At 74.2% G+C, this 26,197-nt stretch carries 25 protein-coding genes; 15 read left to right on the top strand and 10 right to left on the bottom strand.

The genetic code is table 11. The features are described from left to right. Window positions 1-2: 2 nt before the first annotated feature. Window positions 3-1,850, bottom strand: coding sequence for a proline dehydrogenase family protein (locus AMOR_RS19320; RefSeq protein ID WP_248353353.1), 1,848 nt, complete (start codon window positions 1,848-1,850; stop codon window positions 3-5). A gap of 137 nt (window positions 1,851-1,987) precedes the next feature. Here AMOR_RS19320 and AMOR_RS19315 point away from each other — a divergent pair, with 137 nt between their 5' ends. After that, on the top strand, window positions 1,988-2,428 hold the full coding sequence (locus AMOR_RS19315) for a pyridoxamine 5'-phosphate oxidase family protein (RefSeq protein ID WP_248353352.1): 441 nt from the start codon (window positions 1,988-1,990) through the stop codon (window positions 2,426-2,428). Between the two features lie 217 nt (window positions 2,429-2,645). Here the strand turns inward: AMOR_RS19315 and AMOR_RS19310 are convergent, their stop codons facing one another. After that, on the bottom strand, window positions 2,646-3,716 hold the full coding sequence (locus tag AMOR_RS19310; protein WP_248353351.1) for a methyl-accepting chemotaxis protein: 1,071 nt from the start codon (window positions 3,714-3,716) through the stop codon (window positions 2,646-2,648). 124 nt (window positions 3,717-3,840) lie between these two features. Beyond that, window positions 3,841-4,950, bottom strand: coding sequence for a methyl-accepting chemotaxis protein (locus tag AMOR_RS19305; protein WP_248353350.1), 1,110 nt, complete (start codon window positions 4,948-4,950; stop codon window positions 3,841-3,843). Between the two features lie 251 nt (window positions 4,951-5,201). Between AMOR_RS19305 and AMOR_RS19300 the strand changes: the two genes are divergently transcribed. Together AMOR_RS19300 and AMOR_RS19295 are read left to right on the top strand one after the other, a co-directional pair. Next, the gene (locus tag AMOR_RS19300) at window positions 5,202-5,672 is read left to right on the top strand and encodes a hypothetical protein (RefSeq protein ID WP_248353349.1); all 471 of its coding nucleotides are present in this window, start codon (window positions 5,202-5,204) and stop codon (window positions 5,670-5,672) included. Window positions 5,673-5,678: 6 nt separating this feature from the next. Beyond that, the gene (locus tag AMOR_RS19295) at window positions 5,679-7,184 is read left to right on the top strand and encodes a type IV pilus twitching motility protein PilT (protein ID WP_318653816.1); all 1,506 of its coding nucleotides are present in this window, start codon (window positions 5,679-5,681) and stop codon (window positions 7,182-7,184) included. Window positions 7,185-8,083: 899 nt separating this feature from the next. Here AMOR_RS19295 and AMOR_RS19290 read toward each other — a convergent pair. After that, complete coding sequence (locus AMOR_RS19290; RefSeq protein WP_248353348.1) at window positions 8,084-8,479, bottom strand: VOC family protein; 396 nt, start codon at window positions 8,477-8,479, stop codon at window positions 8,084-8,086. A gap of 79 nt (window positions 8,480-8,558) precedes the next feature. Between AMOR_RS19290 and AMOR_RS19285 the strand changes: the two genes are divergently transcribed. The 3 genes from AMOR_RS19285 to AMOR_RS19275 all read left to right on the top strand — a co-directional run bounded on the left by AMOR_RS19285 (window position 8,559) and on the right by AMOR_RS19275 (window position 13,607). Continuing rightward, window positions 8,559-11,120, top strand: a complete 2,562-nt coding sequence (locus tag AMOR_RS19285; protein WP_248353347.1) for a DEAD/DEAH box helicase — start codon at window positions 8,559-8,561, stop codon at window positions 11,118-11,120. A gap of 136 nt (window positions 11,121-11,256) precedes the next feature. After that, window positions 11,257-12,459 (top strand): sodium:proton antiporter, encoded by a 1,203-nt coding sequence (locus AMOR_RS19280; protein ID WP_248353346.1) that lies wholly within the window; start codon window positions 11,257-11,259, stop codon window positions 12,457-12,459. Window positions 12,460-12,503: 44 nt separating this feature from the next. Continuing rightward, window positions 12,504-13,607: a calcium/sodium antiporter gene (locus AMOR_RS19275; RefSeq protein WP_248353344.1), complete on the top strand. Its 1,104-nt coding sequence runs from the start codon at window positions 12,504-12,506 to the stop codon at window positions 13,605-13,607. Between the two features lie 18 nt (window positions 13,608-13,625). Here the strand turns inward: AMOR_RS19275 and AMOR_RS19270 are convergent, their stop codons facing one another. Further along, a complete protein-coding gene (locus AMOR_RS19270) occupies window positions 13,626-14,339 on the bottom strand; it encodes a hypothetical protein (RefSeq protein WP_248353342.1) in 714 nt (237 codons plus the stop codon). Between the two features lie 97 nt (window positions 14,340-14,436). On the opposite strand from AMOR_RS19270, the gene AMOR_RS19265 reads away from it, so the two are divergent. Further along, window positions 14,437-14,739, top strand: coding sequence for a PQ-loop repeat-containing protein (locus tag AMOR_RS19265; RefSeq protein ID WP_248353340.1), 303 nt, complete (start codon window positions 14,437-14,439; stop codon window positions 14,737-14,739). Here the strand turns inward: AMOR_RS19265 and AMOR_RS19260 are convergent. Then, window positions 14,666-15,253: a DUF488 domain-containing protein gene (locus AMOR_RS19260; RefSeq protein ID WP_248353339.1), complete on the bottom strand. Its 588-nt coding sequence runs from the start codon at window positions 15,251-15,253 to the stop codon at window positions 14,666-14,668. The genes AMOR_RS19265 and AMOR_RS19260 overlap by 74 nt on opposite strands. Before the next feature lie 209 nt (window positions 15,254-15,462). Between AMOR_RS19260 and AMOR_RS19255 the strand changes: the two genes are divergently transcribed. Continuing rightward, window positions 15,463-15,807: a hypothetical protein gene (locus AMOR_RS19255; protein ID WP_248353338.1), complete on the top strand. Its 345-nt coding sequence runs from the start codon at window positions 15,463-15,465 to the stop codon at window positions 15,805-15,807. A 10-nt stretch (window positions 15,808-15,817) separates the two neighbouring features. Here the strand turns inward: AMOR_RS19255 and AMOR_RS19250 are convergent, their stop codons facing one another. Continuing rightward, the gene (locus tag AMOR_RS19250) at window positions 15,818-16,189 is read right to left on the bottom strand and encodes a peptide chain release factor family protein (protein WP_248353337.1); all 372 of its coding nucleotides are present in this window, start codon (window positions 16,187-16,189) and stop codon (window positions 15,818-15,820) included. A gap of 149 nt (window positions 16,190-16,338) precedes the next feature. Between AMOR_RS19250 and AMOR_RS19245 the strand changes: the two genes are divergently transcribed. Next, a complete protein-coding gene (locus AMOR_RS19245) occupies window positions 16,339-17,091 on the top strand; it encodes a class I SAM-dependent methyltransferase (RefSeq protein WP_248353336.1) in 753 nt (250 codons plus the stop codon). A gap of 119 nt (window positions 17,092-17,210) precedes the next feature. Here AMOR_RS19245 and AMOR_RS19240 read toward each other — a convergent pair whose 3' ends face one another. Beyond that, window positions 17,211-18,638, bottom strand: coding sequence for a DUF5666 domain-containing protein (locus AMOR_RS19240; RefSeq protein ID WP_248353335.1), 1,428 nt, complete (start codon window positions 18,636-18,638; stop codon window positions 17,211-17,213). A gap of 161 nt (window positions 18,639-18,799) precedes the next feature. Then, window positions 18,800-19,966 carry a GNAT family N-acetyltransferase gene (locus tag AMOR_RS19235; RefSeq protein ID WP_248353334.1) on the bottom strand — a complete coding sequence of 389 codons (1,167 nt, stop codon included), beginning with the start codon at window positions 19,964-19,966 and terminating at the stop codon, window positions 18,800-18,802. 104 nt (window positions 19,967-20,070) lie between these two features. Between AMOR_RS19235 and AMOR_RS19230 the strand changes: the two genes are divergently transcribed. Genes AMOR_RS19230 through AMOR_RS19205 form a run of 6 tightly spaced genes read left to right on the top strand, consistent with a single transcriptional unit; the run spans window position 20,071 to window position 24,949 of the window. Next, window positions 20,071-21,048, top strand: a complete 978-nt coding sequence (locus tag AMOR_RS19230) for a fumarylacetoacetate hydrolase family protein (RefSeq protein ID WP_248353332.1) — start codon at window positions 20,071-20,073, stop codon at window positions 21,046-21,048. Beyond that, window positions 21,045-21,707 (top strand): maleylacetoacetate isomerase, encoded by a 663-nt coding sequence (maiA, locus tag AMOR_RS19225; protein WP_248353329.1) that lies wholly within the window; start codon window positions 21,045-21,047, stop codon window positions 21,705-21,707. The genes AMOR_RS19230 and maiA overlap by 4 nt, the downstream gene beginning before the upstream one ends. Continuing rightward, window positions 21,704-22,891: a 4-hydroxyphenylpyruvate dioxygenase family protein gene (locus AMOR_RS19220; RefSeq protein WP_248353328.1), complete on the top strand. Its 1,188-nt coding sequence runs from the start codon at window positions 21,704-21,706 to the stop codon at window positions 22,889-22,891. The genes maiA and AMOR_RS19220 overlap by 4 nt, the downstream gene beginning before the upstream one ends. 16 nt (window positions 22,892-22,907) lie before the next feature. Continuing rightward, window positions 22,908-24,065, top strand: coding sequence for a homogentisate 1,2-dioxygenase (locus tag AMOR_RS19215; RefSeq protein WP_248353327.1), 1,158 nt, complete (start codon window positions 22,908-22,910; stop codon window positions 24,063-24,065). A 54-nt stretch (window positions 24,066-24,119) separates the two neighbouring features. After that, window positions 24,120-24,443, top strand: a complete 324-nt coding sequence (locus AMOR_RS19210) for a cupin domain-containing protein (RefSeq protein WP_248353326.1) — start codon at window positions 24,120-24,122, stop codon at window positions 24,441-24,443. A gap of 50 nt (window positions 24,444-24,493) precedes the next feature. Further along, window positions 24,494-24,949 (top strand): hypothetical protein, encoded by a 456-nt coding sequence (locus AMOR_RS19205; RefSeq protein ID WP_248353325.1) that lies wholly within the window; start codon window positions 24,494-24,496, stop codon window positions 24,947-24,949. A 969-nt stretch (window positions 24,950-25,918) separates the two neighbouring features. Here the strand turns inward: AMOR_RS19205 and AMOR_RS19200 are convergent. Continuing rightward, window positions 25,919-26,125 (bottom strand): hypothetical protein, encoded by a 207-nt coding sequence (locus tag AMOR_RS19200; protein WP_248353323.1) that lies wholly within the window; start codon window positions 26,123-26,125, stop codon window positions 25,919-25,921. Between the last annotated feature and the right edge of the window lie 72 nt (window positions 26,126-26,197).

Below are 26,197 nucleotides of genomic sequence, written 5' to 3'. Positions count from 1 at the left end.
TCCTAGCGGAACGGCACGAGCGGCACCGGGATCCACCGCTCGCTCGCGCGGACCACGACGCGACCGCCCGGCGCGAGGTCGAACCAGATCCGCGCCCACCCGTCCTCGTCGTCCCGGCCGAGGAGGAGCGCGCCCTCGAGCTCGAGCCCGAGGCCCGCCGCCGGGACGGCGACGGTGAGCGCGGGGATGGCGGCCTCGCCGTGGTTCCGGACCTCGGCGGCGCCGTCCGGGCGGTACGCCACCTCGACGTCGCCGAGCGCCCGGAGCCGGTCGCCGGCGTCCACCCAGGTGAGCGAGGCGAGCCGCCCGGCGCTCACGCGCGCCGCGAGCCGCGCGAGCGCCGCGTCGAGCTCCGGATCGACGACGAGACGCCCCGGGGCGACCTCCCGGACGACGAGGCGCGCGAGGTGGTCCGCGGTGTGCGTGGTTCGCGCGGAGGGTCCGAGGTACGTGTGCGCGACGAAGAGGCCGCGCTCGGCCTCCAGGCGGGCGAGCGCGTCGTCCGAGAGCGCCGCCGCGAGGGCCGCCGGCGCGTCGTAGAACATCGACGAGCGGAACACCCACAGCCGCGGGTCGAGAGGCATCGGGTAGTACGCTGCGCGCGCCTCGTCCGGCGCGCCGCCCAGCAGGTTCACGAGGCGCGTCGCGCCCGGCCCGAAGTCGCCGGCGGCCCACACCCAGCGCACGCCGGCGTCCGCGAGCACGTCGCGGATCCCGTACGCGCCCGTGGTCCTCCAGCCGTCCGTCGCGACCGCCTCGCAGTTCGTGTACGGCTCGTGGTCGATCCACGTCGCCGGCCGCCACCGCGCCGCGGCCGCGAGCCCGGCGCGGACCTCGTCGCGCCGGTCGGGGTCGGGCGTGATCGAGTGCAGCGCCACCTCCGAGCCGGCCTCGGCGAGGTCGTCCGCGAGCACCCGCGTGGCGCCGTCGTCGAGCCCGCCGCGCCGCGCGTGGACGAAGAAGGATCGCGTGAGGCGCAGCCCGCGGCCGAGGAACCCCGCGCCCACGCCGCCCTGCGCGCTCGGATCCGAGTCGCCCCAGAGCACGGCCCGGAGCGCGTCCGGGTCGGTCCGGTCGGCGTGGTCGGTGAACACCACGGCGGCGCGGGCGCCCGCGGGCCAGCGCTCCACGATCACGGGCAGGATCGGCGCGCGGTCCGCGACCGGGTACAGGGCGGCCGCGAGGCGATCCTCCTCCCCGGGCGCGCGGGGCGCGCCGGGCAGCGAGCGGCGGCGCTCGAGCGCGCCCCATGCGACGTGCTGGCCGTGCTCGAGGCCCGGCACCGCCTCGAGGCAGGTCTCGTACGTCGTGAACGGGCGCGCCGCCGCGTCATCGAGGACGAGCGCGGCCTCGACGCCGCCGGGGGTCGCCCGGAGATCGGCCGCGGCGAGCCCGGGGCCGCCCGCGAGGAGGGCCGGACCGGCCACGACGAGCAGCGGCGTCCCGCGCTCGACGCGCTCCGGACCCGCGAGCGGCGCGAACCCGAGGCTCCGCGTCACGGCCCAGGGTGACCCGCGCCACGCGAGCACGAGCGCCGCGCGCTCGAGCTCCGCCCGCGCCGTCCACCGGATCCCGAGCGCGATCGACCGCGCGCCGCCGGGCAGCGGCGCGAGCACGAGCTCGGCCTCCCACTCGGCGCCCCGCGCTCGACCCTCGACGGCGCCGTCCGCGCGCGTGCGCCAGGCGATGGCCGGTGCAGCGGCGTCGGGGTGCGCCACGGTCCGGAGCTCGAGCCGGACCTCCAGGGGGAGGTCGACGTCGCCGAGCGGCAGATCGATCGGCGGCGCGGCCGGCGTGGTGCCGAGCGCGCTGGCGAGCGCTGCGGCGACCAGGGGGAGGAGCGAGGGCACGCCAGGAGGATGCCGGATCGCCCGGGACGGTCAAGGCGGGCCGGCAGGCGAGCGGGCGGGCGGGCGAGCGGTCACCCCAAGTGCCCGTGGCGCCGGGGAGCGCGGCGGAGCCACCTTTCCGGGATAGGGAGGATGCGATGCCCGACGATCCGCGCACCACCGCCGCCCTGCTCGCGCGCTTCCGCACCGCCCTCCTCGCCACGCGCGGCGAGGACGGGCACCTCCGCTGCCGGCCGATGGCGATGCGCCATACGGTGCGCGGCGAGGAGCTCTGGTTCGCGACCGCGCCGGACTCGACGAAGTGCCGCGACCTCGAGCACGACCCGCGCTGCGCGCTCGTCTTCTTCGACGCCGCGGACGGGACCACCGTGAGCCTCTCCGGCACGGGCGAGGTGATCCGCGATCGCAAGCTGATGACCGAGCTCTGGGACCCGTCCTGGACGCGGTGGTTCCCGGGCGGTCCGGACCCGAAGGACGTCGCGCTGCTCCGGGTGATCCCCGAGCACGTCGAGCGCCACGACGGCCGGACGGGCGGGACGGAGGTCCTGTTCGCGGCGTCGCGGAAGCGGGGACGGTGACGAGGGTCCCCTGCCGTTCTCCGTTACCGTTCTCCGTTGCCGTTACCGGCTTCTCCGTTCATCGCGTCCCGCGTCCCGTGTCCCCTGTCCCCTGTCCCCTGGCCCGCCCCCGTTACCCGTCATGAAGCGGGAACGGGCCACGGGCCGCGGGACACGGGAGGCGGGTCACGGGAACGGGTGCGGAAACGGAAACGGAAACGACGCTGGAACGCGCCCGCTACGCCTCGACAGCCCGCTTCAGCCCCGACGCGAGATCGTTCAGCGCCTTCGCCTCGGTCGCGACCGCCTGGGTCGACGACATCGTCTCCTGGGTGGCGAGGTAGATCTCGTTCATCGCCTTCAGCACCTGGTCGATGCCGTGGTCCTGCTGCTGGGCGACGGTCGCGATCTCCTTCGCGCCCTGGGACGCGTCGCGGAGCGCGGTGGCGAGCCGCCGGATCGTCTCGCCGGTCCCGGAGGCGACCTGGGCGCCCTGCTCGGCGCGGCGGATGCCCACCTCGGCCGCGGTCATCGCTGCGAGCATCGCCTTGTGCACCTCGGAGAGGATGCCCTTCACCTGCGCGCTCGCCTTCTTGGCGTCCTCCGCGTGGTGGCGCATCTCGACGACGACGTCGTTGAACCCGCGCGCCGCCGGGCCGGCCTTCGTGGCCTCCGCCGCCGCATGATCCGAGAGCCGCTGCGAGCGATCCGCGATGTAGTTCACCACCGACGCGATCTCGAAGATGTCGCGCATCCGCCCGTTCAGCCCCTCGATCCGCTGCGAGAGGCCGCGGACCTCGTCCGCGAGCTTCACCATCTCGCCGGTGCTCGTCTCGATGGCGCTCAGGCCCTCGTTCGAGGTGCGCTCGCCCTGCCGCGCCAGCCCGATGACGGTCTCGGCCGTGAGGGCGGCCTTCGTCGCGGTCTGCCCGAGGTGGCCCATCGTCGCGGTGGTCTCGCGCACCGACGCGGCCGTCTCGGCGGTCATCGACGAGAAGGAGGACACCGTCGACAGGAGCGACTGCGCGGCCGTGAACAGCTCCGACGCCGTCTTGAGATACCCCTCGCGGCGCGCCTGCTCGACGGCGACGATCTCGTCCTGCCGCCGGCCCGCGAAGCTCGCGAACACGCCGAGGAAGAACGGCGCGGTGAAGATGATCCAGACGAGCGGCGAGGTCGCGACCGCCTTCACGAGCCCGGGACCGGAGAGGCCGAACTCCGGCCGGGTCGCCGCCTCGATGACGGTCCCGATGATCGGGAAGAGGATACCGAAGAGCGCACCGAAGAGGGCGTACCTGCGCGTGTACATGTCGCTCCCGAAACCCTGTGGATTCGAGCCATTGTGCCCGATGTGGGACGCGGGTGCCAGCGCCGGGTGTGGCGGCGGCGGACGCCGCGGTCGAACCGCCGGTCCGTGCTCGGCGGGCGACGCTTCAGTGCTTCACGGCGGTCTGGAGCGACGAGGCGAGCGCGTTCAGCGACCGCGCCTCGCGCGCGACGTGGTGCGTCGAGGCCACGGTGTCCTCGGTCGCGTGCGCGATCCCGTTCATCGCCTTGAGGGCCGCCTCGATGGAGCTCTCCTGCTGCTGGGCGACCCGGGCGATCTCCCGCGCCGCGCGGGCCGACTCGCGGAGCGCGGTGGAGAGGCCCTTGATGATGTCGCCGGTCTCCGCGGCGACCTTCGCCCCCGCGACGGCGCGCGCGCTCCCGGACTCGGCCGCGGACAGCGCCGCGAGGACGGCGTGCTGGACGTCGGCGAGGATGCCCTTCACCTCGTCGACCGCCCGGCGCGTCTCCTCCGAGAGGCCGCGCATCTCCACGGAGAGCCCCTGCAGCTCCGCCGCCGCCGGGCCGGCGCGCTCCACCGCGGCCTGCGCGGCGGCCGCGACGCGCTCGGCGCGATCCGAGACGTCCGACACCACCGTGGCGACCTCGAAGATGTCGCGCATCCGCGTCGAGAGCCCCTCGATCCGCGTCGAGAGCGCGCGGACGTCCTCGGCGAGCCGCAGGAGCTCGGCGCTCGACGCCTCGGCGTGCCGCAGCCCCTCCTCGCTGGTGCGCTCCGACTGGAGCGCGAGCCCGATGACCGTCTCGGCGGTGAGCGCGGCGGCGCTCGCCGTCTGCGAGAGCTGGTTCATCGTCGCGGTGGTCTCGCGGACGGACGCGGCGGTCTGCGCGGTGGTGGACGAGAATTCGTGCACGTTCCCGAGGAGCCCCTGCGCCGCGTGGAACAGCTCGGAGGCGGTGCGGGTGAGGCTGTCACGGCGGGCCTGCTCGAGCCGGACGATCTCCTGGCTCTGCCGCACGAGCTCCTCGCTCTGGCGCACGAGGTCCCGGTGCTGCCGGACGATGATCATCCCGAGGCCGCCCAGGACGAACGGGGTGGTGTCCATGATCCAGAGGAGCGGCTGGCCGAGGTGCGCGGCGACGAGCGAGCCCGGCGCGACGTTCCCGTAGTGCCGGAGGGCCTCGATCAGGGTGCCGACGAGCGGCAGCCCGATGCCCACCAGCGCGCCGTACCAATCGTACCGGAACCTCCGCATCGAACGCTCCCCGCCGCGGACCGCGCGCGGCGAGCGGATCCTGTCCAGGGCCGCCCGCGCGCGCCACCGGTCGAGCGGGTGAGCCCGAACCCGCGGGTCCACGGTCCCGCGCGCCGCGCCCCCGGGGCGCACGACGTGCCCGCTGCACCCACAGCGAAACGGTCCTCGCGCCGTGCCCGGGGGACAGACGCGCGATCGTTTCCGGGCACAATGCTCCGCGCGCCGGCGAAGGCGCACGGGGAGGTCCACGGATGGAGGAGCTGCGGGTCCCGAAGCGGCGCGTGCCGGCGGAGGTGGTGCTGCCGGGCGGCGCCGAGCGCCGGGTGGTGCTCTTCCTCGCGGAGGCGGCGGCGGACCACTCCGGCGCCGAGCAGCCGGGAGATCTCCTGAACGGCCCGGGCGACTTCTTCCCCGCGCTCGACGAGCTCGCCGGGGCGATGACGTTCCTGCATCGCGGCGCCGTCGCCGTCGTGCGCGTGGCCCGGACGCTCGAGGCGGACTGCGCCGAGGCGCTGACGCTCCCGACCGAGCACGAGGTGGAGGTCCACCTCGCCGACGGGAGCTGCCGCACCGGCCTCGTCTCGTACCTCCGCCCGCCGGATCGGGCGCGGCTCGTGGACTTCCTGAACGAGGCGCCGCCCTTCTTCCGCCTCCTCGAGGCGGATGCCGTCGCGCTCGTGAACAAGCGCCACGTCACCCGCGTCGTCCTCCTCTCCCGGTAGATCCCCATGGCCCGCATCGACGCGTTCATCGATCGTCTCTTCCAGGAGTCCGCCCGCGACCTGAGACTCGAGACCGGCGCCGGCGCCGTCGTCTCGGCGGCGCGCGGCCCGGTCCTGCTGCTCAAGCAGCCGCTCACGACGCCGCAGATCGTCGGCGCCGTCGCCGAGATCGTCCCGGCCGACCAGCGCGCCGGGTTCCCGCGCCCGGGCGTGACGGCGTTCCCGTACCTCTCCCCGGCGGGCGCGGTGGAGGTCCGGCTCGAGACGACGGACTCGGGCGTGCGCGTGGTCGTGACGCCGCGCGCCGCCGGGCGGCCCCTCCCCGACGACCCGCCGGCGTCGTCGCCCGCGGCCGTCGCGCGCACCGCGACGCCGACGCCCGTGGTCGGGGCCGTCCGCGGCGGCCGGATCGCCGCGCCGCAGGATCCCCGGGCGGCGCTCGACGCGCTCCTCGACGCGATGCTCGCGCGGCGCGCCTCCGACCTGCACCTCTCGTCCGACTGCCCGCCCATGCTCCGCGTCGACGGCGACATGGTTCCCGAGCGCGATTACGGGCCGATCTCGCACGAGCGGCTGAAGGAGCTGCTCTGGTCGATCGCGCCCGAGAAGAACCGCGAGGAGTGGCACGCGCGGAAGGACACCGACTTCGCGCACGAGACCCCCGCCGCGCGCTTCCGCGTGAACGTGTTCTCGGATCGCAAGGGGATCGGCGCCGTCCTCCGACAGATCCCGAGCGAGATCCTCACCGCCGAGAAGATGGGCCTGTCCCAGCCGGTGCTCGACCTCTGCCACCTCACGAAGGGGCTCGTCCTCGTCACCGGCCCGACCGGCTCCGGCAAGTCGACCACGCTCGCCGCGATGATCGACTACATCAACCGCAATCGCGACGACCACATCATCACGATCGAGGACCCCATCGAGTTCGTCCACCCGAACAAGCGCTGCCTGGTGAACCAGCGCGAGGTCGGGATCCACACGAGCTCGTTCAAGCACGCGCTCCGCGCGGCCCTCCGGGAGGACCCGGACATCGTGCTCGTGGGCGAGCTGCGCGACCTCGAGACGATCGCCATCGCCATCGAGACCGCCGAGACCGGCCACCTCGTGTTCGGCACCCTCCACACGAACACGGCGGCGTCGACGGTCGACCGCATCATCGACCAGTTCCCGGCCGACCGGCAGGCGCAGATCCGGATGATGCTCTCCGAGTCGCTGAAGGGCGTCATCTCCCAGACGCTCTGCAAGCGGATCGGCGGCGGCCGCGTCCCGGCCCTGGAGATCCTGCTCTGCACGAGCAGCGTCTCGAACCTGATCCGGGAGGGGAAGACCTTCCAGATCCCGTCGATCATGCAGACCGGCCGCGGCGCCGGGATGGCCACGCTGAACGACGCGCTCCTCGATCTCGTGAAGCGGAAGGTCGTCGAGCCGCGGGAGGCCTACACGAAGGCGGTCTCGAAGTCCGAGCTGAAGGGCGTCCTCGAGCGCGCGGGGATCGCGGTCGATCTCGCGGCGTAGGCCGGACCGGGAACGCGACGGCGAACGCGACGCGTGACCCTGCAATCGGGGAGCGTCGCCGGCCCCGGAGCGCACGGCGTGACGACCGGGGGCGGGGACGCCCCCGTCGGTGATGGGCGGATGTGGCCGTGAGGGCGTGCGTACCCGTTCGACGGACGCCCCCTCACCCCGGCCCTCTCCCCCACGCGATGAAGCCGCGCGGGGGAGAGGGAGGGATCTGGTGTGCCGGGCGAAGAGGACCAGCGCGAGGTCAGCGCGAGGTCAGCGTCGAGGTCGGCGTCGAGGTCGGATTCGGTCGAGGTCGGGCTCGGGCGAGGGCGAGCGGCGAGCGGCGAAAGCGAGGCCGGGATCGCGAACGCCAACAGGCGCCGCGCCATACAGTCGGGGAGGCCCCCTCGCCCGCGCGCAGCCGCGTCGCTGCGTACGGACCCGATCGACAGTACTTCAGCCGCGGTGCACGCGACGTGACACGCGAGCGCCCCACGGAACCGTTCGCCTCGCGCGACGCACGCCACGACCGGGCGCGAGCGTGGCGCGTCCGGGCGTGCCGCGGCCCCGCGCGCTTCGGCGCCCGATCGACCTACGGCGCCCGGTCGCGAGTTCCGCGGCGAGCACGGACGAGGGGGCCTCCACGCCGGCGCGGCGCCGGTCCCGGAGCGCACCGCAAGAGAGCAGGGTGCGGGACGCCCCGTCGGTGATCGGCGGATGTCGCCGCGAGGGCGTGCGTACCCGTTCGACGGACGCCCCCTCACCCCGGCCCTCTCCCCCACGCGATGAAGCCGCGCGGGGGAGAGGGAGTACGACTGGAGGGAGCGGGATCGTGCGCAGGTAGAGCGAGTACGTACGGCGTTGGTCCCGCTCGCAACGCTCCGGAGGAGAACGGCTGCCGCCGTCGGGCGCTACGAGCCGAGCCCGCCGATCGGCTGACCGAACGTGAACTCGACGAGGTGCCCGTCGGGATCGCGGAGCATCGTGACGTACCCGATGTCGCCGCCGCCGTCCCAGGGCGGCTCGGCGAGGATCCCGAGCCGCTCCCCGTCGGCGGCGAGCCGGTCGATGTCCTCGCGCGCGGCGCACTGGAACCCGAGGTGATCGATCCGGCAGTCGACGGGCGAGAGGTAGAGGACGAGCACGAAGGGCGGCGGGGAGGCGGCGCCGGGCGGGGCGAGCCAGACGGTGTGCCCGTCGGGGCGCCCGTCGCGGACGGGCTCGAGCCCGCAGAACCGGCGGTAGAAGGCGATCGAGCGATCGAGGTCGGCGACCTTCAGGACCACGTGCGTCCAGCGGGGCGGCATGGGACGAGTATCGCCGATCCGGGGCGCCGGGAGGCGGCGCTGGCGCCGCCGCCCCGCCCGCGGTACCAAGAGGCGGCCGATGACCACGCTCACCCCGATCGCCGGCGAGGCCCCGCTCGCCGCCCTCCTCCCGCCCCGCGGCGAGGCCCTCGCGCCCGACGCCGTCCTCGACCGGTTCGTCTCCTGGGTCGCCGGCACCGGGCTCACGCTCTACCCGCACCAGGAGGAGGCGATCCTGCACCTCCTCGACGGGAAGCACGTCGTGCTCTCGACGCCCACCGGCTCGGGCAAGTCGCTGGTCGCGACGTTCCTGCACTTCCAGGCGATGGCGGCCGGGCAGCGGTCGTTCTACACGTGCCCGATCAAGGCGCTCGTCAACGAGAAGTTCTTCGACCTGTGCCGCGTCTTCGGGCCGGAGAACGTCGGGATGATGACCGGCGACGGCGCCGTGAACCGCGACGCGCCCATCGTCTGCTGCACCGCCGAGATCCTCATGAACCTCGCGGTCCGCGGCGACGCCCCCCGCATCGACGCCGTCGTGATGGACGAGTTCCACTACTACGGCGACCGCGACCGCGGCGTCGCCTGGCAGGTCCCGCTCCTCGTCCTCGAGGACACCCGCTTCCTGCTCATGTCCGCGACGCTCGGGGACACGAAGGCGATCGAGGCGTCGCTCCAGGAGGTGACCGGCCGCGCGATCGAGGCCGTCCGGAACGCGGCGCGTCCCGTCCCCCTCGAGTTCGAGTACCGCGAGACGCCGCTGCACGAGACCATCGAGGAGCTGGTCTCGGCGAACAAGGCGCCCATCTACCTCGTCAACTTCACCCAGCGGGCCGCGGCCGAGCAGGCGCAGAACCTCATGAGCGCGAACTTCTCCTCGAAGGAGGAGAAGGCGCGGATCACGGAGGCGCTCGCGGACGCCCGGTTCGACTCGCCCTACGGCAAGGAGCTCCAGCGGTTCGTCCGCCACGGCATCGGGCTGCACCACGCCGGCCTGCTCCCGCGCTACCGCCTCCTCGTCGAGAAGCTCGCGCAGGGCGGTCTCCTCAAGGTCGTCTCCGGCACCGACACGCTCGGCATGGGCGTGAACATCCCGATCCGCACCGTCCTCTTCACCCAGCTCTGCAAGTTCGACGGGACGAAGACGGCGATCCTCTCCTCGCGCGACTTCCACCAGATCTCCGGGCGCGCCGGCCGGAAGGGCTTCGACGAGAAGGGCTACGTCGTCGCGCAGGCGCCCGAGCACGTCATCGAGAACAAGAAGCTCGCGGAGAAGGCGGCGGCCGGCAAGAAGGTCGTGAAGAAGCAGCCGCCGACGAAGGGCTACGTCCACTTCGACCGGAACACCTTCGAGAAGCTCCGGGAGAAGGAGCCCGAGCCGCTCGAGAGCCGCTTCGAGGTGACCTTCGGCCTGCTCGTGAACCTGCTCCAGAGCGAGACGGCGCGGGTCGGCGGCGGGTACGGCCGGCTGGTCGAGCTCATCGGGCGGTCGCACGGCAACGACTACGTGCGGGCGAAGCACCGGCGCACCGCCGCGCAGCGGCTCCGGACGCTCCGCGGGGCCGGGCTCGTCGAGCTGAAGCGGATCGAGGGGTACCGGGGCGCGTACCTGCGGCCCGCGCCCGGGCTCCAGCGCGACTTCTCCCTCTTCCACACGCTCTCGCTGTACCTCCTCGACACGCTCCCGAAGATCCCGCGCGAGCGCGAGACCTACGCGCTCGACGTGCTCTCGATGGTCGAGTCGATCCTCGAGGACCCCGACGTCATCCTCTGGAAGCAGCTCGACCAGGCGCGCGGGCGCGCCGTGGCGGAGATGAAGGCGCAGGGGATGGAGTACGACGAGCGGATGGCGGAGCTCGAGAAGGTCGAGTACCCGAAGCCGAACCGCGACTTCGTCTACGCGACCTTCAACGAGTTCGCCGCGAAGCACCCCTGGGTCGGCGCCGAGAACATCCGGCCGAAGTCGGTGGCGCGCCAGATGGTCGAGCGCTTCATGACCTTCGCCGACTACGTGCGCGAGTACGAGCTGCAGCGGTCCGAGGGGCTCGTGCTCCGCTACCTCTCCGAGGCGTACAAGACCCTCGTGCAGACCGTGCCGGAGACGTACCGCGACGACGCGCTGCTCGACGTCATCGCGTTCCTCCGCGCCACGGTGCGCGGCGTCGACTCGTCCCTCATCGACGAGTGGGAGCGGATGCGGGATCCGGCGTACCAGGCGCAGGCCGTCGACGCGCGCGCCGCCGTCGCGGCGACGCTCGGCCCGCCGCCGATCTGGGCCGACCCGCGCGCGTTCGCCGCCCGGCTCCGGAACGAGCTGCACGCCGTGCTCGTCGCCCTCGCCCGGAAGGACCACGCCGCGGCGGTCGCCGCGCTCGCGCCCGGCTCCGACTGGACGCCCGCGCGCCTGGACGAGGCGATGGCGCCGTACTGGGCGGAGCACCCGCGCATCGACACCACCCCCGCCGCGCGCCGGCCCGACAACACGTTCGTGAAGGAGCTCGGGCCGCGGCGCTGGGAGGCGGTGCAGCGGATCGTCGACGAGGCCGGCGAGGTCGACTGGGCGATCACCTGCGAGATCGATCTCTCCGGGACCGTGGACCCGGATCGGCCCATCCTCTCCCTCGTAAGCGTCGGGACGTGACCCGGCGGCGGCAGGCCCCGCCGGATCCATTCAGAACCCCTCAGCATCTCTCGATCATTATCTTTTGAACGAGAGTTGCCGCTCCGCTAGCTCCCCGGATGCGCGGTCCGCGCCGCGCCTCTCTCCGGGAGCGCACGTGAAGAAGGTCCTCCTCTACTCGGTCCTGCTCGTCGCCGGTCTCGCCGGCTCGCAGCTCCTCCCTGCCCTCGGCGACGCCGAGCGGGCCGCCCGCGAGGTGCTCCGGGTCGCGACGATGGCGGCCCTCGGGTTCGTCATGATCCGCGTCGGGCTCGAGTTCGAGCTCGACCGGACGCGGCCCCGTGCCCTGCTCGTCGACTACGGCGTCGCGGCGACCGCGGCGGCGTTCCCCTGGATCTTCGCCGCGGTCTACTTCGTCGTCGTGCTCGGCGAGCCGGGCGCCGCGGGGAACCTGCGCGCCTGGAGCGAGGCGCTCCTCGCCGGCCGCTTCGCCGCCCCGACCTCGGCGGGCGTCCTCTTCGCGATGCTCGCGGCCGCGGGGCTCGGCGCCACCTGGCTCTACCGCAAGGCACGGGTGCTCGCCATCTTCGATGATCTCGACACGGTGCTCTTCATGATCCCGCTGAAGATGCTCCTCGTCGGCGCGCGGTGGCAGCTCGCCGTCGTCGTGGTCGTCGTCGTGGGGCTCCTCGCGGCGGGTTGGCGGTGGATGCGTTCCCTCCGGGCGCCGACCTCCTGGCCGTGGCTCCTCGGGTACGCGGTCGCCATCGCGCTCCTCTCCGAGGCGATCCACCTCGCCTCGCTCCGGATCGACGACGTGATGGGCATCCACGTCGAGGTGCTCCTGCCCGCGTTCGTGCTGGGCGTCGCCATCGCGCACCGGCCCGGCGCCGACGGCGCGACGGGCCACGCCGAGTCACGCGCCGACCTCCGCGCCGCCGACGCGGTCTCCGGCGTCTTCATGGTGCTGGTCGGCCTCTCGATGCCGGTCGTGGACCTCGGCGAGCAGGGCGCCGGGGCGCTCGCGCTGCACGTCCTCGGCGTCACGGCGCTCGCGAACCTGGGGAAGATGTTCCCGGTCTTCTGCTACCGGGGCGAGGCCACGCTCCGTGAGCGGCTCGCGCTCTCGATCGGGATGTGGCCGCGCGGCGAGGTGGGCGCGGGCGTGCTGGTGGTCTCGCTCGGGTACGGCATCGGCGGGCCGATGGTGACCGTCGCCGCCCTCTCCCTCGCGCTGAACCTGCTGCTCACCGGCGGCTTCATCGCCGTCGTGAAGCGGCTCCTCGCCTCGGTCCCGGAGCGCGTCGGCGTCCCAGCCGGAACCGCGCCGCCGCTGCCCCGTGCCGCCGCCCGACGGTGAACCGGGCTCGCCCCTCGCCGGAGCCCCCGGACCGGAGAACGGACATGACGCTCGCGACCCTCGCCCTCCTCGTCCTCGGCCTCGCCCTGCTCACGGCGGGCGCCGAGGCCCTCGTCCGCGGCGCCTCGCGCCTCGCCCTCGCCGCGGGCCTCTCGCCGCTCGTCATCGGCCTCACCGTCGTCGCGTACGGCACGAGCACGCCCGAGCTGGTCGTCTCGACGATGGCGTCGCTCCGCGCCCAGCCGGACATCGCCGTCGCGAACGTCGTCGGCTCGAACGTCTTCAACGTCCTCTTCATCCTCGGCGCCTGCGCGGTGATCCTGCCGCTCGCCATCTCGCGCCAGGTCTGGCGGCGCGAGGTGCCGATCATGATCGGGGCGTCGCTCCTCCTCCTCGCCTTCGCCGCGGACGGACGGGTCGGGAGGGGTGAGTCGCTCGTCCTCCTCGCCGGCATCGTGGGCTACACGGTCGTGAGCATCCGCGCGAGCCGCCGCGAGTCTGCGGCCGCCCAGGCCGAGGCGGCGCACGGCGAGCGGCTCGACCGCCCGGCGCGCCGCGGGCTCGGGACGAGCGTGCTCCTCGTGCTCGGCGGCCTCGGCGCGCTCGTGCTCGGCGCGCGCTGGCTGGTGGACTCGGCCGTCGCCATCGCCCGCGCCGCCGGGCTGTCGGAGGTCGTGATCGGCCTCACCATCGTCGCGGCCGGCACGTCGCTCCCCGAGGTGGCGACGTCCATCGTCGCGACGATCCGGGGCGAGCGGGACATCGCCGTCGGCAACGTGGTGGGCTCGAACGTCTACAACGTGCTCGCGATCCTCGGCGTCGCCGGCCTGGTCGCGCCGGGCGGCCTCGTGGTCCACCGTTCCCTCGTCGCCCTCGACATCCCGTTCATGACGGCGGTCGCGGTCGCGTGCCTGCCGCTCTTCTTCACGGCGCGGACGCTGGCGCGCTGGGAGGGCGGGCTGTTCCTCGGGTACTACGCCGCGTACACCGCGTACCTCGTCCTCGCCGCCACGGAGCACGACGCGCTCCCCGCGTTTTCCCGGGTGATGTGGCTCTTCGTGGCGCCGATCACGATCGTGACGATCGCGGTGGTCACCGTCCGCGCGATCCGGATCGAGCGCCGCACGACGAGCGCGGCGCGCGGCTGACGCGGAACCGGGGCCCGCTCAGGGCCGGAAGGTCGCCTCGGGGAGCGACGCCGGGAACTCCACCTTCTCCAGGACCGTATCCCCGGTGGTGCGACCGTTCGCGTAGTTCCCCTCCCGGAACGCGACCAGCACCCCGTCCACCGTGCGGAAGTCGGAGTACGTCGTCACGAACTCGAGCGGCATCCCGCCGGTGCCGGTGCCGCGCGAGCGCAGGATCCGCCCGGTGGCGGCGTCGATCGCGGCCTCGATCCGGAGGCCGGGCGCGACCTCGAGCGCGAGGACCCGGAGCGTCTTCCCATCGACCTCCGCCGTGCCCTCGTCCACGAGCTTCGCCTCCCACGCGGCGAGCAGCGACGGCAGATCCAGGCGGGCCGCCTGGAGGATCATCGAGACGAGGAACGGCCCCTGCACCTCCTCGCCGAAGCGCCAGCCGCGGCTGCCGTCGAGCACGCGGACCTCGCGCGGCGCGTCGGGGTAGGCGATCTCGACGCGGAGCTTGCCGGAGCGCTGGTAGACCCGGCTGATCCGGCCCGCCGCGCCGGGGTGGAGCACGTTGGACGTGACCGAGCCTTCCTCGCGGATCCGCGCGAGCCGGACGATCGCCTTCTTCCCGCCGTACGCATCCACGCAGCGCTCGACGAGGGCGTGGATCGCGGGCGCCGGGCCGGAGGCCTTCGGCGCGGGATCGGCGGCGAGGGCGAGCGCGAGCAGGACGAGCGACGGTGCGGACAAGGGCGACCTCCGGGGAAGGGCGCGGCAGTGTCGCCCGGCCTCGACCCGCGCGCAACGCGGGTGCCACCCGCGGCGCAGAGGGCCACCCTTCCAGGCAATGGTCGAGCTCATCGGCTGGTTCAGCTCCGCCGTCCTCCTCGCGACGCTCGCGCGGCAGGTCTGGAAGCAGTGGCGCGAGCAGCGCGCCGAGGGCGTGTCCCGCTGGCTGTTCGTCGGCCAGACGACCGCGTCGGTGGGCTTCACGCTCTACAGCGCGCTGGTCCGGAACTGGGTCTTCACGGTCACGAACGCGCTCATCCTGCTGAACGCCATCGGCGGGCTCGTCCTCACGATGCGGCTCCGGCGGCGGCAGGCGGCGGGTACGTCACGCGCCGCCCCTCCACGCGCGCGAACGGCGTGAGCCGGTGCGGCCGCCACCTGCCCTTGCCCGTCACGTGCTCGACGACCACGCCCCGCGCGAGCAGGGCGTCCGCGATGAGCGAGCGATGGCACCGCCACGGCACCGCCTCGGCGCACAGGAGCGCCACCGGCCCGGACCGCGCGAGCGCCGCGAGCGCGCGGAGCCCCTCCTCGAACTCCGGCGTGGACATGTGATCGGCGTACCCGCGGAAGCTGGCGTTGCGCCACGCGCCGTTCGGCGAGCCCTTGCGCGCGTGGCGGAGCCCCCCGAGCAGCGGCAGGTGGGCGTAGCCGATCCCCGCCGCGGCGAGCGCACGCGAGAGGGCGCCCTGCTCGAACTGCGGGTTCGCGCGCGACCGGGGGATCGTGCGCACGTCCGCCACCGTGACGACGCCGGCGGCGCGGAGCAGCTCGACGAGCTCCTCGATGGGACGGGTCGAGTGGCCGAGCGCGAACACCCGCGCACCGCCCCATCCCGGCGCCGCCCTCGGCCGCCGCTCCGCCTTCTCCGCCACGCACCGGATCTGCTCGGGCCCCGCGCGTCGCGCCAGTGCGCCTCCGAGGCGGGCGGCGGCGCCCCGGGGGAGCCGCCCGGCCCCGGCCAGGGCGCGAGCCTGGCGCAACGCTTGGTGTTGACAATCACCGGGCGGCGGGCGGATACCTCGGCCACATGCTCCTCGGAAGGTCGTCCGACGGACCTCGGTGGCCGCGAGGTCAGAAGTTCATGCTCTCTCCCTCCGGCGTCGCTGCGGAGGAGGCTTACCGGGCGGCGTACACGGCGGCGCGCGGAGGCGGACGCAGCGCCCTCGACGCGGCGCTCGCGGCGTGGGCCTCGCCGCTCGCGGTCGCCCCCGGCGACGGGTTGATCCTCCGCGAGCTGCAGGCGAAGCCGCGCGGCCTCGCGGACGTCACCGGCGCGCTCGAGGACGCGGGCATCGCGCCCGCCGAGGTGCGGCTCGCGATGGACCGGCTCGTCAAGGCCGGGCTCGTCGCGCTCGTCCCGCTCGCGTCGCAGGCGGAGAAGGAGCCGGCGCCGCCGGCGGCGCCGCGCACCCGCTGGCAGTACTGAGGCGGCCGCCCTAGTCCCACCCCCTGCGCGACGCCTTCCGTTCGCCGCGCGCCTTCTTCTCCTTCAGGCGCCGCTCCTTCGCGCCGCGCGTGGGCTTCGTCGCCCGGCGCGGCTTCGGCCGGTGCGCGAGCGCCTCGAGGCGCGCGCGGAGCCGCTCGAGCGCAGCGGCACGGTTCTGCGGCTGGCTCCGCCGCTCGGTCGCGGTGACGACGACGCCCGTCGGCCGGTGGGCGAGCCGCACCGCGCTCTCGGTCTTGTTCCGGTGCTGCCCACCCGGGCCGCCGCCGACGTAGAACGACTCCTCGCACTCGGCGAGCAGCGCGGCGTCGTCTCGCGCGAGCGCGCGGCGCGCCGCGGCGCGGATCTCCTCGGGGACGGTCATGCGGGCTCCCTGCGGTTCGGGCGAACGGACACGATCCGGCCGTCGACGCCCCATTGTGCCCCGGGCGCCGGGGACGCGCGAGCGGTTCGGCGCCGCGGACGCGTCAGAGCCCCTCGGCGCGCCGCACGCGCCCGCGGTAGGCTCCGGACGTGTCCCGCCGCGCCGTCCGCCCCGCCGATCACGCCCGCTGGGTCTTCAACCGGCTCGCCGCCGACTACCGGCTCCGGCCCGGCTACCCGGACGCGCTGCTCGCCCGCCTCCTCGCGCTCGCGGGCGGGCCGTCGCCGCGCGTCGCCGACCTCGGCGCGGGCACCGGTCACCTCGCGCTGCCGCTCGGGCGGCTCGGCGCACGCGTCGCCGCGGTGGAGCCCGCGCGCGAGATGCTCGCCGCGCTCGCCGCCGAGGCGGGCCCTTCCGTCGTCCCGGTGCACGCGGCGGCGGAGGACACCGGCCTCCCCGCCGCGGCGCACGACCTCGTGGTGCTCGCCGACGCGCTGCACTGGATCGATCCCGAGCGCGGCGCCCGGGAGGCGGCCCGGCTCCTCGCCCCCGGCGGCGTCCTCGCGGTGGTGACCCCGCGCCTCGCGGCGACGCCGTTCCTCGATGCGCTCGCGGCCCGGATCGCCCGCGCGAACTTCAAGGCCCGCCCGGCCCCGCCGCCGGTCGGGCTCCTCTTCTCGACCGCCGGGATGCCGGCCCCCGCCGCCGAGCGCTTCGACGACGCGGTGTCGCTCGACGAGGCGCGCCTCGCCGCGGTGCTCCGCTCGCTGTCGTACGTCGGCCCGGCGCTCGGTCCGGCGGCGCTCGACGCGCTCCTCGCGGACGCCCGCGCGCTGGCGGCGAAGCACGGCGGCGCAGTGTGGGCGCGGGAGATCACGCTGTGGTGGGCGAGGGCCGGTTGAGCGGTCCACCCCCGCACCCCGTCGCCCGATAGACGAAGCCCCCGGGACGCGGGGCGGCGTCCCGGGGGCTTCGCGCGCAGCGGGCGGAGGCCCAGCCAGCCGCGCCCGCGCACGACACGTCACTTCTGGCTCTCGAGCTCCATCTCCTTCGCGGTGAGCGTGGTTCCGGAGAGCGCCGTCGCGTCGCGCCCGCGGACCTTCACCACGGTGACCCCCGGCGTGATCGCCGCGAAGAACGCCGCCCGGTCCAGCGGGGCGTCGGCGGCGGTCTCGGCGTGGAATTCCGTCGAGGCATCGCTCGCGGCGGTGAGGCCGAGGATGCCGAGCGAACCCGCCGCCGCGTCCGCCGAGGAGACCACGCCCTGGAGCACGAGGCGGGTGTCGTTGGTCGCCTCGATGCGCGTCGCCACGAGGCCGGCGCCGCCGCTGCGCGGCACGCCGCGGACCTCGATCGTCGTGCCGGCCGCGAGCGCGGACGGGGAGATCCGCCACTCGGTGAGGTCGGAGACGCTGACCGGGATGCCGAGGAGGGAGAGCGTGCCCGCGGCGCCGGAGATCGCGACGTCCGCCGCCGCGCCCTGGAGCCGGTACGCCGCGCGGAAGGAGACCTTCTCCGCCTGGAGGACGCCGGCGACGAGCGCGTGGCCCTCGACCTCGACCTTCACGCCCGGCGCGAGGTCGGTGGGCGCGCCGAGGTACCACCGGGTCGTCGCGGTGGTGTGGACCGCCTGGCCGTCGACCACGAAGTCGCTCGAGGTGCCGGACGAGACGATGCCCTCGATCTCGACCTCGGTGGCCTCGCCCTCGCCGCGGTCCTCGAGCGAGACCGCGGCGGCGACGATGGCGCCGCCCTGCGGCGCGCCGGCGGAGCGGACCTCGACGTACGAACCGTTCGCGATCCCGGCGGGGAGCGCGACGCCGGGGGCGAGCGTGACCGTCCACGCCTGCGCCGCGTCGGGGGAGATCTTCAGGGTGAAGCCGGCGGCGGAGAGGTCGGACACGAAGCCCTTCAGCTCGAGGTCCTCGCCGGTCGCGTCGTCGTGGTCCACGCGCGTCGCCCGCAGCCCGCCGCGATCGTCGGGCACGCCCGAGATCCGGACCCGCGACCCGCCCGAGACGCCGGCCATCCGGGAGCCGTCGGGGAACTCGGTCGAGTCGTCCACGCGGACGGTCTGCCCGCCGACGACGAGGAAGTCGGTGCCCTTGTCGTCGACGCGGCCCTTCGCGACGTCCTCGAACTCGACCTCGGCGGCGGTGCCGGTCCGATCGTCGAAGGTGCCTTTCACGGTGACGACCATTCCCTTCTCGAGCTCGGACTCGGGCCGCTGCGCCTTCTCGATGTGGACCGTCGCGGAGCGGGTGTCGATCCTCGTCCCGTTCACGGTGATGGACCCCGCCGCGCGCTCGGTGATCGCGCCGCGCGTGAGCTGCAGCCCCGCACCGCCCCCGCCGGGTCCGGTGCCGGAGGAGGAGGAGCCGGAGCCGCCGCAGGCGAGGGCGGAGGTCACGAGGGCTGCGAGGACGGGTGCGAGGGGGCTGCGCTTCATGGTGGTGATCCTTTCGTCGTTCCGGGCGCATGCGCGGGCGCGCGTTCGCCCCGGGGTCGTGGCGGCGTCACGGCGCCGCGCTCGACGTGAAGGACACCGGGCGCCCGCTTTCCGGACGCCCTCGATTGCCCGTGGCCGGGCGTGGAGGCCGAGGGTCGGCGCTATCCGCCGAGCCGGGCGTGCTCCTCGCGCCAGCGGGCGACGGCCTCGAGCCGCTGCGCGCGCTCGGTGTCGAGGTGGCGGCGGAGGGCGGCGTCGAGGCGGCGGTCGAGGACGAGGTGGGCGCTCCAGGTCTCCGCGGGCTCGAAGCCGCGCGCGATCTTGTGCTCGCCGCCGGCCCCGCCCTCGAAGACGGAGACGCCGCGCCGGATGCACTCGTCGATGGAGTGGTACAGCGCGACGTTGAAGTGGAGGAACGGGTGCTCCTCGACGCAGCCCCAGTACCGGCCGTAGAGCCGCGTCGGGCTCGCGAGGTTGAACGCCATCGCGACGAGGCCACCGTCGCGGCGCGCCTCGACGACCTCCACCGCGTCCGGCAGGCCCGCGATGACGCGCTCGTAGAAGGCGCGGTTCACGAAGCGCATGCCCCAGACCATCTTGTCCGTCGTGGCCCGGTGGAGCGCGAAGCACGCCTTGGCCCAGCCGGCGGGATCCCGGACGAGCTCGTCGCCCCGCACCGTCCGGATCGCGATGCCCTGCCTCTCCGGCATGCTCTTCTCCCGGCGGATCGCGTTCCGGCGCTTCGACGGGAACCGCGCGAGGAAGTCCTCCGGCGTGCGATAGCCGTCGTTCCTCCAGTGGTACTGGAAGTCGATGCGGAGCGCGAGGCCGGCGGCCTCGAGCTCCCGCGCGTCCTCCGGATCCGGGAACAGGGCGTGCACGCCGTGGATGCCCTCGTCGGCGCAGAGCCGGCGCGCGGCCTCGACGACGGCGTGGACCATCGCGCCGCGATCCTCGCCGGGGGCGACCAGGACGCGCCGCCCGGTCGCCGGGGTGAACGGCACCCCGAGGACGAGCTTCGGGTACCACGGCGTCCGCCCGCGGGCGGCGACGGACGCCCACTCCCAGTCGCGGCCGAAGTCGCCGTCCGAGCGGTCGCGGGCGTACGCGGGGGCGGCGGCGACGACCTCCCGGCGGCGGCGCACGACGAGGTGGCGGGGCACCCAGCCGGCCCGCGGGGTCGCCGCGCCGCTCTCCTCGCAGGCGAGGAGGAACGCGTGCCGGAGGAAGGGGCTCGCGCGGTCGGGCTCGTGCGCGAGCAGCGCGTCCCACGCGGCGGCGGGGATCTCGGAGAGGGCGCCGTGGACGGAGACGGTGAGGCCGGTCACGGGGGACCTTTCTAGCGCGCCCCGCGCGCGGGTGCCGAGGACGCGCCCTCGCCCCGCCCGGGCCTTCGAACGCGGGCGACCGCCCGTTACTACCTTCGCGAGAGATGCGGCTCGCGACGGTACGGGACGGCAGCCGCGACGGGCGGCTGGTGGTGGTCCGCCGGGACGGCGACGCCGTGCTCGACGCGCGGAGCGTGGCGCGCACGCTGCAGGACGCGCTCGACCGCTGGGACGCGTGCGCGGCGTCGCTCCGGGCCCTCGCCGCGACCCTCGACGCCGGGGACGTCGACGGCGAGCCGCTCGATCCCGACCAGCTCCTGTCACCGCTCCCCCGCGCGTACGAGTGGATCGACGGCTCCGCGTACCTGAACCACGTCCGGCTCGTGCGGAAGGCGCGCGGCGCCGAGCCGCCGCCGACGCTGGAGACCGACCCGCTCGTCTACCAGGGCGGATCGGGCGTGCTCCTCGCGCCCACCGAGGACATCCCGCTCCAGGATCCTGCCTGGGGGCTCGACCTCGAGGGCGAGGTCTGCTGCATCCTCGGCGACGTGCCCCGGGGCACCCGCGCCTCCGAGGCCGCCCGGTGCGTGCGGCTCCTCTGCCTCGCGAACGACGTGACGCTGCGGAGCCTCGTCCCGGCGGAGCTCGCGAAGGGCTTCGGCTTCTTCCAGTCCAAGCCGGCGACGGCGTTCTCGCCGTTCGCCGTGACGCCGGACGAGCTCGGCCCGGCGTGGCGCGACGGCCGCGTGCTACTCCGCCTGACGGTGCGGTGGAACGGGAAGGTCGTCGGCGACCTCGACGCCGGGCCGGAGATGCACTTCTCGTTCCTCGACCTCGTCCAGCACGTGGCCAAGACCCGTGCGTTCACCGCGGGGACGATCCTCGGCAGCGGCACGATCTCCAACGCCGACCGCGCGCGCGGGTGGTCCTGCATCGCCGAGCAGCGCGCGCTCGAGCTGATCGACCACGGCGAGGCGACGACGCGGTTCCTGGCGGCGGGCGACACCGTCGAGCTCGAGATGCGCGACGGCGCCGGCCGCAACGTGTTCGGCACCATCGCCCAGCGGGTGGTGCCCGGATGACGACCCTGCGCCTCTACTCCTACTGGCGGTCCTCCAGCTCGTGGCGCGTCCGCATCGGCCTCGGGCTGAAGGGGCTCGCTTACCAGTGCGTCCCGGTGAACCTCCTCACCGGCGAGCAGCACTCCGAGGCGCACCGCGCCCGGAGCCCGATGGGTCAGATCCCGGTGCTCGAGGTCGAGGAGGACGGCCAGGTGCTCCGGCTCGTCCAGTCCATGGCGATCCTGGAGTGGCTCGACGAGCGGTTCCCGGACCCGCCGCTCCTCCCGGCGGACCTCGCCGGCCGCGCCCGCGTCCGTTCGCTCGCGGAGCACGTGAACTCGGGGATCCAGCCGCTCCAGAACGCCATCGTGCTGCGGATGCTCAAGGAGCGGCACCCCGGCTACGAGAAGGAGTGGGTCCGGCACTGGATCACCGTCGGGCTCCAGGGGCTCGAAGCGGCGGTGAACCACGGCCCGGTGAGCCGGTTCTGCCACGGCGACGCGCCGGGCCTCGCCGAGTGCTACCTCGTGCCCCAGATGTACAGCGCGCGCCGCTTCGGCGTAGACGTGGCGCCGTTCCCGACGCTCGGCCGGATCGAGGAGGCGTGCCGCGCGCTCGCGCCGTTCCAGGCGGCCGAGCCCGACCGCCAGTCCGACGCCCCGCCCGAGAGGACGCCATGACGACCGCCGCCGACAGGCTCGAGCCGCTCGGGATCGTCCGCATCGAGGCCCTGCACTACTACGTGCACGACCTCGCGCGGAGCCGCCGGTTCTACACGGAGAAGCTGGATTTCGCCGAGGTGGCGCGGAGCACGGCCGCGCTCGAGGCGGAGGGCAGGCAGCGCTCCGCCGTGTTCGAGGCGGGACAGGTGCGCATCGTCTGCTCCGAGCCCGCCGGCGAGGGCGGGCGCGCGTGGCGGTACCTCCGCAAGCACCCCGACGGCGTCGGCACGGTGGTGTTCGAGGTCGAGGACGCCGCGCGCTGCTTCCGGCTGCTCGAGGAGCGGGGCGGGACGCCGGTCACCGACGTCCAGGAGCACCAGGACGACGGCGGGACGCTCCGCACCTTCAACATCACCACGCCGCTCGGCGACACCACGTTCCGGTTCGCGGAGCGGAAGGGCTACCGCGGGATCTACCCCGGGCTCGACCGGCTCGAGGCGCCGGAGGGCGGGAGGAACGCGTTCGGCTTCGGCCAGGTCGACCACCTCACGCAGAACTTCCAGACGATGAAGCCGGCGCTCCTCTGGATGGAGCACGTCCTCGGGTTCGAGGAGTTCTGGGAGGTCCAGTTCCACACCAAGGACGCGACCGCCGCCGACGCGCGCCGCCAGGCGCTCCAGGCGCAGAAGGGCTCGGGGCTCCGCTCCATCGTGATGAAGGACCCGCGCTCGCCGGTGAAGTTCGCGAACAACGAGCCGTGGCGGCCGGCGTTCAAGTCCTCCCAGATCAACGTCTTCAACGAGGACCACCGCGGGGACGGCATCCAGCACGCGGCGCTCACGGTGGAGGACATTCTCTCCGCCGTGCGCGGGATGCGCGCCCGGGGCGTCGAGTTCATGCCGACGCCGGCGTCCTACTACGAGGCGCTCCCGGAGCGGATCGCGCGGACGGGCATCGGGCGCATCGACGAGGACGTCCGGACCGTGCAGGAGCTGGAGATCCTGGTCGACGGCGCGGGGCCGCACTCTTACCTGCTCCAGATCTTCCTCCGCGACGCGGCCGGCCTCTATCACGAGCCCGCGGCGGGGCCGTTCTTCTTCGAGATCATCCAGCGCAAGGGCGACCAGGGGTTCGGCGCGGGGAACTTCCGGGCGCTCTTCGAGTCGATCGAGCGCGAGCAGGTGAAGGAGGGCCGGGCGTAGCGCCCGCGCGGCGCGCATGCTCGACCGGATCGTCCAGGGCGCGGTGCCGAGGAAGCACCACCTCGCCTTCCGCGACGCCGAGGGGCGGCTCCTGTACGAGGAGGCGTACACGCGCGCCGGCTTCGACGGACCGTACACGCTCGCCTACCACCGCGGGCGGCCGCACGCGGTCCACGCCGTCGAGCCGCGCCACGGGTTCCCGCTCCCGGAGGCGGGCCCGGCGCGCCGGCTCGAGAAGCGCCACTACCGGACGCAGGACCTCGCGCCGCGCGGCGGCCCGCTCGTGGACGCCCGGGTCCCGCTCCTCTTCAACGCGGACGTGACCATCGGGCTCGCGACGCCGACCGCGGCCGATCCGGTCTACCTCGCGAACGGCGACGCGGACGACCTCTACTTCGTCCAGGAGGGCGGCGGCCTCCTGCGCTCGCCCCTCGGCGATCTCCGGTTCGGGAAGGACGACTACGTCTACGTCCCGAAGGGCCTGCTGCACCGGTTCCTGCCCGACCCCGGCCCGCAGCGCTGGCTCGTGCTGGAGTGCGCGGGCGGCGTGCACCTGCCGTCGCAGTGGCGGAACGAGACCGGGCAGCTCCGCATGGACGCGCCGTACTCGCACCGCGACTTCCGCCGGGTCGAGTGGAAGGGGCCGCAGGACGAGGGCCTCCGGGACCTCGTCGTGAAGCGCGCGGGCGCGTTCCACGGCTTCCGCTACGACGCGCCGCCGCTCGACGTCGTGGGCTGGGACGGCGCGCTCTATCCGTTCGCCTTCCCCATCCTGAACTTCCAGCCGCGCGCGGGGCTCGTGCACCTGCCGCCGACCTGGCACGGCACGTTCGCGACGCGGGGCGCGCTCGTGTGCTCGTTGGTGCCGCGCCTGCTCGACTTCCACCCCGAGGCGGTCCCCTGCCCGTACCCGCACGCGTCGGTGGATGTGGACGAGGTCCTGTTCTACGTCCGCGGCGAGTTCACCTCGCGGCGTGGCGTCGGCGCGGGCTCGATCTCGCACCACCCCGCCGGCACGATGCACGGGCCGCACCCCGGCGCGTACGAGGCGTCCATCGGGGCGAGGAGCACGAACGAGCTCGCGGTGATGCTCGACTGCTACCAGCCGCTCGCGGCGACGCCGTTCGCGCTCGGGATCGAGGACCCGGGATACCAGGAGAGCTTCATCGGGTGAGCCTCTTCGTGCTTGCAGCCCCGCTCGCGCCTGCGAGCGGAACAGGTGGGAGCCATGACATCACCTCCGCCGTTCGCGGCCGACACGGAGTGGATCGCCAGGACCGACACGGTGGCGGTGCGGGTGAACACCCTCGCGCCCGGCCAGGGCTCGCCCTGGCATCTCCACACGGCCGTCACCGATGACGTCTTCTCCCTGGACGAGGGGATCGAGGTGGGCCTGCGGGAGCCGGACGAGACCGTCACGCTGGCTCCGGGTCAGCGCCAGCGGATCCCCGCAGGACGTGTCCACCGCGTCGTCAACCGGGGCTCCGCGCCGGCGCGTTACCTGCTCGTGCAGGCCACGGGGCCCTACGACTTCGTCGAGGTTCCGGGGTAGGAGGGAGGAAATCCTCGGTCCGCCGGCCCGCGCCGCGGTACACCCCGCACATGCCGTTCCGCGTCACCCGTCCCTACGCCCCGCGCCCGGTCGCGTACCGCGGCGTCGTCGAGCACCTCGGCTACCGGCTGAAGCGCTACTCGATCTGGCTCCCCGGCGAGACGTTCGCGGAGGCGCGCTTCCGGGCGGGCCGGGGGCTCGCGCTCTCGGCGGTGCCCGAGCCGGCGGTGACGGCGGAGCGGCCCGGCGTCGGGTTCCTCGTCGAGCACCAGGGCCGCGACATGGACTTCGTGGTCGTCGCCTGGTGGGACCGGGAGAACGAGCTGCCGGTCCGGATCATCGTCTGCGACGAGCACGGCGGCTGGCGGCCGGCGCGCGACGAGTCGTTCTGCGTGTGGGACCTGCAGGTCATTGCGGCGGAGCGCGACGCGTACGTGGAGACCGTGCTCACGCCGGGGGGCGGCGGAGTGGAGGGGTATCTCGGGCGATCGTGGGCGGGGACGTAGGCCGTGTTCAAGGGCGAGTGGAAGGGGTGGCTCCTCATCACGGTCGGCTGGGTGATCCTCGGGCTCATCGCCTCGGTCATCGCGGTCGACGTCATCGGAATGCTGCGGTAAGGACCCCGGCGAACGCTGCGGAGTGGAGAGCGTTCGTGACGCCCTAGTCGCCGATGGGGCGGCGTACCGGGAAGGCACGCGTCGCGGTCGGACGGGCGCCCCCTCACCCCGGCCCTCTCCCCCACGCGATGAGGCCGCGCGGGGGAGAGGGAGGTCTTCTGGCGCTTCGCGCCGGGGAGAGGGACGATCTTCGGAGGCGCGCGGGAGGGCCAGATGCTCCCGGGCGCGCCGCCGCTCCCGGCGGACGGTGGCCCCGGTCGCCGGGAGGCGCCGCGCCATACAGTCGGGGAGGCCCCCTCGCCCGCGCGCAGCCGCGTCGCTGCGTACGGAACCGATCGACAGTACGCAAGCCGCGGTGCACGCGACGTGACACGCGAGCGCCCTACGGAGACGATCGCCTCGCGCGACGCACGGGACGTCCCCGGGCGCGAGCGTGGCGCGTCCGGGCGTGCCGCGGCCCCGCGCGCTTCGGCGCCCGATCGACATACGGCGCCCGGTCGCGAGTCCGCGGCGAGCACGGACGAGGGGGCCTCACCGCGGGCGCGGCGCCGGGCCCGGAACGCTCCGCGGGAGATGCCGACGGCGAAGGCAATTGGGCGCGAAGGCGAAGGGATCTGCGAACGCGACCGCAAGGCGAGGGGGAACGCGAACGGGACCGACGCGTTCGAGCGGGACCGTCCTGCGGCCGCCCCTCACCCCGGCCCTTTCCCCAGGCGATGACGCCGCGCGGGCCCCGTCACCCGGCCCTCTCCCCCGCGCCTTGGCGCGGGGGAGAGGGAGGGGTTCAGGACGCTCTCGCGCGTCCGCGCGTGCCGCCGATCCGTCCCCGAGAGCTGGACGGATCGAAGGGTGAGTCCACTACGCCGGAGCGGGGATCGGCGTGAAGGGCGAGTCGTAGGCGATGTTGCTGGTGCTGGGATCGGTGGTCAGGATGTTCATCCCGTCGTCGAACAGGACCGTCGGCGCGACGTATCCCGGGATCTTGCCCTGCCGCTTGAACCGTCCGCCGGAAACCGCGCTCAGCTCCTCGTCGCCGAGGATGGTCTTCTCGTTCCTTCCGTTCATGATCTCTCCTTGGTCTCCGCTCCGGGCGGGAACCGTTTCGTGAGTGTGTTCGCTGGGCGGGGGCGATCGGGT

Source organism: Anaeromyxobacter oryzae, assembly GCF_023169945.1.
In the GTDB taxonomy this organism is placed as follows: Bacteria; Myxococcota; Myxococcia; order Myxococcales; family Anaeromyxobacteraceae; genus Anaeromyxobacter; species Anaeromyxobacter oryzae.
Note: the sequence above shows the minus strand (reverse complement) of the source record. Positions and strands in the feature narration are given on the sequence as shown.

Coding starts and splice junctions, on each gene's coding strand:
- AMOR_RS19250 (WP_248353337.1), bottom strand. CDS start 16,189: ATGACCGTCCCCGAGGAGATCCGCGCCGCGGCGCGCCGCGCGCTCGCG.
- AMOR_RS19255 (WP_248353338.1), top strand. CDS start 15,463: ATGCTCTCTCCCTCCGGCGTCGCTGCGGAGGAGGCTTACCGGGCGGCG.
- AMOR_RS19275 (WP_248353344.1), top strand. CDS start 12,504: ATGACGCTCGCGACCCTCGCCCTCCTCGTCCTCGGCCTCGCCCTGCTC.
- AMOR_RS19205 (WP_248353325.1), top strand. CDS start 24,494: ATGCCGTTCCGCGTCACCCGTCCCTACGCCCCGCGCCCGGTCGCGTAC.
- AMOR_RS19240 (WP_248353335.1), bottom strand. CDS start 18,638: ATGAAGCGCAGCCCCCTCGCACCCGTCCTCGCAGCCCTCGTGACCTCC.
- AMOR_RS19265 (WP_248353340.1), top strand. CDS start 14,437: ATGGTCGAGCTCATCGGCTGGTTCAGCTCCGCCGTCCTCCTCGCGACG.
- AMOR_RS19210 (WP_248353326.1), top strand. CDS start 24,120: ATGACATCACCTCCGCCGTTCGCGGCCGACACGGAGTGGATCGCCAGG.
- AMOR_RS19300 (WP_248353349.1), top strand. CDS start 5,202: ATGGAGGAGCTGCGGGTCCCGAAGCGGCGCGTGCCGGCGGAGGTGGTG.
- AMOR_RS19305 (WP_248353350.1), bottom strand. CDS start 4,950: ATGCGGAGGTTCCGGTACGATTGGTACGGCGCGCTGGTGGGCATCGGG.
- maiA (WP_248353329.1), top strand. CDS start 21,045: ATGACGACCCTGCGCCTCTACTCCTACTGGCGGTCCTCCAGCTCGTGG.
- AMOR_RS19215 (WP_248353327.1), top strand. CDS start 22,908: ATGCTCGACCGGATCGTCCAGGGCGCGGTGCCGAGGAAGCACCACCTC.
- AMOR_RS19285 (WP_248353347.1), top strand. CDS start 8,559: ATGACCACGCTCACCCCGATCGCCGGCGAGGCCCCGCTCGCCGCCCTC.
- AMOR_RS19290 (WP_248353348.1), bottom strand. CDS start 8,479: ATGCCGCCCCGCTGGACGCACGTGGTCCTGAAGGTCGCCGACCTCGAT.
- AMOR_RS19200 (WP_248353323.1), bottom strand. CDS start 26,125: ATGAACGGAAGGAACGAGAAGACCATCCTCGGCGACGAGGAGCTGAGC.
- AMOR_RS19315 (WP_248353352.1), top strand. CDS start 1,988: ATGCCCGACGATCCGCGCACCACCGCCGCCCTGCTCGCGCGCTTCCGC.
- AMOR_RS19220 (WP_248353328.1), top strand. CDS start 21,704: ATGACGACCGCCGCCGACAGGCTCGAGCCGCTCGGGATCGTCCGCATC.
- AMOR_RS19230 (WP_248353332.1), top strand. CDS start 20,071: ATGCGGCTCGCGACGGTACGGGACGGCAGCCGCGACGGGCGGCTGGTG.
- AMOR_RS19310 (WP_248353351.1), bottom strand. CDS start 3,716: ATGTACACGCGCAGGTACGCCCTCTTCGGTGCGCTCTTCGGTATCCTC.
- AMOR_RS19295 (WP_318653816.1), top strand. CDS start 5,679: ATGGCCCGCATCGACGCGTTCATCGATCGTCTCTTCCAGGAGTCCGCC.